The sequence below is a fragment of the Mesorhizobium sp. M7A.T.Ca.US.000.02.2.1 genome, assembly GCF_003996995.1.
In the GTDB taxonomy this organism is placed as follows: domain Bacteria; phylum Pseudomonadota; class Alphaproteobacteria; order Rhizobiales; family Rhizobiaceae; genus Mesorhizobium.
Genome location: NZ_RZTT01000392.1, coordinates 1 through 5,591 on the forward strand (window position 1 = coordinate 1; position 5,591 = coordinate 5,591).

3 protein-coding genes and 1 pseudogene are annotated in these 5,591 nt (G+C 63.1%); all 4 read left to right on the top strand.

Translation table 11 applies throughout. The features are described 5' to 3' along the window. Positions 1 to 77 precede the first annotated feature (77 nt). A complete protein-coding gene (gene ntrC / locus EOD15_RS27405; protein WP_127322922.1) occupies positions 78 to 1,538 on the top strand; it encodes a nitrogen regulation protein NR(I) in 1,461 nt (486 codons plus the stop codon). A gap of 129 nt (positions 1,539 to 1,667) precedes the next feature. Continuing rightward, positions 1,668 to 3,953 carry a PAS domain-containing sensor histidine kinase gene (locus EOD15_RS27410; protein ID WP_127328257.1) on the top strand — a complete coding sequence of 762 codons (2,286 nt, stop codon included), beginning with the start codon at positions 1,668 to 1,670 and terminating at the stop codon, positions 3,951 to 3,953. Next, positions 3,943 to 5,304: a sigma-54 dependent transcriptional regulator gene (locus EOD15_RS27415; RefSeq protein WP_023812026.1), complete on the top strand. Its 1,362-nt coding sequence runs from the start codon at positions 3,943 to 3,945 to the stop codon at positions 5,302 to 5,304. Before EOD15_RS27410 ends, EOD15_RS27415 begins: the two co-directional genes overlap by 11 nt. Before the next feature lie 91 nt (positions 5,305 to 5,395). Further along, positions 5,396 to 5,591 (top strand): annotated as a pseudogene (locus EOD15_RS27420) (D-amino acid aminotransferase); the annotation flags it as partial.

Sequence of the window (5,591 nt, forward strand, 5' to 3'; positions counted from 1 at the left end):
ACCACATTCCGCATCCTGATGCCGGCCTGGAAAGAAGCGCCAAACGGCGCCGATGATGACGGCGAAGGAGACCTCAAATGACCGTTCGCGGCAATATTCTCGTCGCCGACGACGACGCGGCGATCCGCACCGTCCTCAACCAGGCGCTTTCACGCGCCGGTCATGAGGTGCGCGTCACCTCCAACGCTTCGACGCTTTGGCGCTGGGTGGCGGCGGGCGAGGGCGATCTGGTCATCACCGATGTGGTGATGCCGGACGAAAACGCCTTCGACATGCTGCCGCGCATCAAGAAGGCGAGGCCGGAGCTGCCGGTTATCGTCATGAGCGCCCAGAACACATTCATGACGGCGATCCGCGCCTCCGAAACCGGCGCTTACGAATATCTGCCCAAGCCCTTCGACCTGACCGAACTGCTCAACATCGTCAACCGGGCGCTTTCCGAGCCGCGGCGGCCGAAGATCGATGCGCGGCCGGAAGAGCAGCCCGATGCAATGCCGCTGGTCGGCCGCTCGGCCGCCATGCAGGACATCTACCGCATGCTGGCGCGCATGATGCAGACCGACCTGACGGTGATGATCTCGGGCGAATCCGGCACCGGCAAGGAGCTGGTGGCGCGCGCGCTGCATGAATATGGCCGCCGCCGCGGCGGCCCCTTCGTCGCCATCAATATGGCGGCGATCCCGCGTGACCTGATCGAATCGGAACTGTTCGGTCACGAGAAGGGTGCCTTCACCGGCGCGCAGAACCGCTCGACCGGCCGCTTCGAGCAGGCCGAAGGCGGCACGCTGTTCCTCGACGAAATCGGCGACATGCCGATGGAGGCGCAGACGCGGCTGCTGCGCGTGCTGCAGCAGGGCGAGTACACCACGGTCGGCGGGCGCACGCCGATCAAGACCGACGTGCGCATCGTCGCTGCCACCAACAAGGATCTGCGCACGCTGATCAACCAGGGGCTCTTCCGCGAGGATCTTTTCTATCGCCTCAACGTCGTGCCGCTCCGGCTGCCGGCGCTGCGTGAGCGCTCCGAGGATGTGCCGGACCTCGTCCGCCATTTCTTCAAGCTCGGCGAAATGGAAGGCCTGCAGACCAAGCGCATTTCTTCCGGCGGCATCGAGTTGATGAAGCGCTATCCGTGGCCGGGCAATGTGCGCGAACTGGAAAACCTGGTTCGCAGGCTCGCCGCGCTCTATTCGCAGGACGAGATTTCCGCCGAGATCATCGAGGCGGAGCTCAAGACCGGCGAACGTCCGGTGGTGCCGGGTGGCGGCAATCTGATCCCCGACGATTTGTCGATCGGGCAGGCGGTCGAGCACTTCCTGCAGCGCTATTTCGCTTCCTTTGCCGGCGAATTGCCGCCGGCGGGGCTTTATCAGCGCATCCTGTCCGAGGTCGAGTTTCCGCTCGTCCTGGCCTCGATGACGGCAACGCGCGGCAACCAGATCAAGGCTGCGGAACTGCTGGGCTTGAACCGCAACACGCTGCGCAAGAAGATCCGCGAGCTCGGCGTCAACGTCTACAAATCATCGCGGCAGGGCTGAGCCTTGATCTGAGCCCGCGCTCTTTTCAGGGGATCGGCTCGCGAAAGATTTCCGTCTCGGTCACACTTGTTGCATAATCGCCACAATGCGTTGCATACATCCGACGCAATCATGGCTCTAGACGGCGACATGGCTCCGCAGGCACCGACAACAAACCAACCGCTCTTCAGCGAACCCGGCGCTCGTGATGGGCGCCGGCTGCTTGCGCTGCCGGGTGTGATCGCGGTCGTCGGCGCGCTGATGACGGCTGCGATCTCGTTCACCATCCTCGTCGGCGCCACGCCGATCACACCGAACGAGTCGACGACGCTGGCGCTGATTGCCCTCAACGCGGCTTTCGTGCTGTTTCTTATCGCGCTGGTCGGGCGTGAGGTGCACCGCATCCTGATGGCGCGCCGGCATGGCAAGGCCGCTTCGCGGCTGCATGTGCGCATTGTCGCCATGTTCGCCCTGGTTGCCGCCATTCCCGCCATCATGGTGGCCATCATTGCCTCAATCACGCTCGACATCGGCCTCGACCGCTGGTTCGAGATCCGCACCAAGACGATCGTCAATTCGTCGCTCTCGATCGCCGACGCCTATGTCCAGGAAAATGCCCGCAACCTCCAGGGCACGACATTGTCCATGGCCTATGATCTCGATGCGTCGCGCACGCTCTACGGCCTTGATCGTACCGGCTTTCTCGACCTGATGAACAAGGAAGCCGTGGGCCGTTCGCTGGCCCATGCGGCGCTGATCAAGCCGGACGGCTCTTTCGTCATGAGCGCCAAGACCGATACGGAGTTCGCCATGCCCGAGCCGCCGGAAGGCGCGGTGGCCAGCGCTGCCGACGGCAAGCCGGTGCTGATCGAACCGAAAACGCGCAACATCATGGGCGCCATCGTCAAGCTGCGGGAGATCGAAGGACTCTACCTCTACACCATTCGGCTCGTCGATCCCGAAGTGATCAAGGCACGGCAGATCGTCAGGTCCAACACCGACGAATATCGGGGGCTGGAAGATAACCGCCGTACCTCGCAGGTGGCCTTCGCGCTGCCCTATCTGTCGCTAACGCTCATCATCATCCTGTCCGCGATCTGGACCGGCATTGCGGTCGCCGACCGTCTGGTGCGGCCTATTCGCCAGCTCATCGGCGCCGCCGACGAGGTGGCGACCGGCAATCTCGACGTCGCGGTTCCCGTGAGGCCTTCGGACGGCGATGTCGCCTCGCTCGGCGATACCTTCAACAAGATGCTTCTCGAACTGAAATCGCAGCGCAATGAGATCCTGTCGGCCAAGGACCTGATCGACGAACGGCGCCGCTTCTCGGAAGCCGTGCTTGCCGGCGTTACCGCCGGCGTCATCGGCGTCGATCCTTACGGCATCGTCACCATCGTCAACCGCTCGGCCGAGGCGATGCTGGCGATTTCGGCCAGCGCAGCCCTTGGGCAGAATCTTTCCGCCGTGCTGCCGCATGTCGGCCGCGTCTTCGAGATCGGTCGCAAGTCCGGCAAACCCGTCTATCGCGAGCAGGTGACCTTTTACCGCGCCGGTGCCGAGCGGACCTTCAACGTGCAGATCACCATCGAGGCCGGCGACGACGGCTCGGAGGAAAAATCCTATGTCGTGACGGTCGACGACATCACCGACCTGGTTCAGGCGCAGCGCTCGTCGGCCTGGGCGGATGTGGCGCGGCGTATCGCCCACGAGATCAAGAACCCACTGACGCCGATCCAGCTCTCGGCCGAACGTATCAAGCGCCGTTACGGCAAGGTGATTACCGAGGACCGCGAGGTTTTCGACCAATGCACCGACACCATCATCCGTCAGGTTGAGGATATTGGCCGTATGGTGGACGAATTCTCGGCGTTCGCGCGCATGCCAAAGCCTGAGATGAAGGCCATAGATCTGCGCGAATCGCTGCGTGAGGCCTCGTTCCTGGTCGAGGTCAGCCGCGCCGACATCACTTTCGAGCGGATATTCGGCACGGAGCCGCTCAAGGGCACTTTCGACAGCCGCCTGATGGCGCAGGCTTTCGGCAATGTGATCAAGAACGCCGCCGAGGCCATCGACGGATTGGAACAGAAGGACGGTTCGCACGGCATAATCCGGATTCAAGCCGGGCGCCAGAATGGTGCGATTCGAATCGACGTCATCGACAATGGCAAAGGCCTGCCGCGCGAGAATCGCCAACGGCTGCTCGAGCCCTACATGACCACACGCGAGAAGGGCACCGGACTTGGCCTCGCTATCGTCAAGAAGATCGTGGAGGACCATGGCGGCAGGCTGGAACTACACGATGCTCCAGCGGACTTCCACGATGGGCGCGGCGCGATGATCAGCATCATCCTGCCGCCTGCGGCCGCAACGGCTCCGCGCAGCGAAAGCAGGGCGGAAAACGAAAGAGAAACTGAAAAGGTCGGTAATGGCGTCTGATATTCTCATCGTCGATGACGAGGAAGACATCCGTGAACTCGTCGCGGGCATACTGAGCGACGAAGGTCACGAAACCCGCACGGCATTCGATGCCGACAGTGCGCTCGCTGCTATAGCTGATCGCGCGCCGCGGCTGATTTTCCTCGATATCTGGCTGCAGGGCTCGCGCTTGGACGGGCTGGCGCTGCTCGACGAGATCAAGACCATGCATCCGACCTTGCCGGTGGTGATGATTTCCGGCCACGGCAACATCGAAACGGCGGTCTCCGCCATCCGGCGCGGCGCCTATGACTTCATCGAAAAGCCGTTCAAGGCCGACAGGCTGATCCTTATTGCCGAGCGTGCGCTGGAGACCTCGAAATTGAGGCGCGAGGTTTCCGACCTCAAGCTGCGCAGCGGCGAAACCTTCGATCTGATCGGCATGTCGTCGGCGATGAGCCAGTTGCGCCAGACCATCGAACGCGTCGCGCCGACCAACAGCCGCGTGATGATCATCGGACCGTCTGGCTCGGGCAAGGAACTGGCCGCGCGCGCCATCCACACGCTGTCGGCGCGCAAGAGCGCACCTTTCGTGACGCTGAGCGCCGCCAACATCACGCCCGAGCGCATGGAAATCGAGCTGTTCGGCACCGAATCGAATGGCGTCGAGCGCAAGGTCGGCGCGCTGGAGGAGGCCCATCGCGGTATCCTCTACATCGACGAGGTGGCCGACATGCCGCGCGAGACGCAGAACAAGATCCTGCGCGTGCTGGTCGAGCAGCAGTTCGAGCGGGTAGGGGGAACCAAGCGGGTCAAGGTCGATGTCCGCATCATCTCCTCGACCTCGCAGAACCTCGAAGCGATGATTGCCGACGGGCGTTTCCGCGAGGATCTTTACCATCGCCTCGCGGTGGTTCCGGTCATCGTGCCGGGATTGGCCGAGCGGCGCGAGGATATTCCCTACCTCGTCGACAATTTCATGAAGCAGATCGCCCGCCAGGCCGGCATCAAGCCGCGCCGCATCGGCGACGACGCGCTGGCCGTGCTGCAGGCGCACAACTGGCCGGGCAACGTTCGCCAGCTGCGCAACAATGTCGAGCGCCTGATGATCCTTGCGCGCGGCGACGACGTCGATGCGCCGATCACCGCCGATCTGTTGCCGGCCGAGATCGGCGATGTCATGCCGCGCACGCCGAATCAATCCGACCAGCACATCATGGCGCTGCCGCTGCGCGAGGCGCGTGAGCAGTTCGAGAAGGATTACCTGATCGCCCAGATCAACCGTTTCGGCGGCAACATCTCGAAAACCGCCGAGTTCATCGGCATGGAGCGCTCCGCACTGCACCGCAAGCTGAAGTCGCTGGGCGTCTAGAGCGGGTTAGCCGCGCCTGGGCCAAGCATTTGCCGGTTACGGCAACGGCGGAATCGCATAAGAAAGCCCGAGAATTCTTCAGGGGTTGCCCATGCCGCGCATTGCCTATGTCAACGGGCGCTATGTCACGCACGCCGATGCCGCCGTCCATATCGAGGACCGTGGCTATCAGTTCGCGGACGGTGTCTATGAGGTCTGCGAGGTGGCGCGTGGTTTCATCGTCGACATGCCGCGCCATCTGGCCCGGCTGAACCGCTCACTGACCGAATTGTCGATCGCCTGGCCGG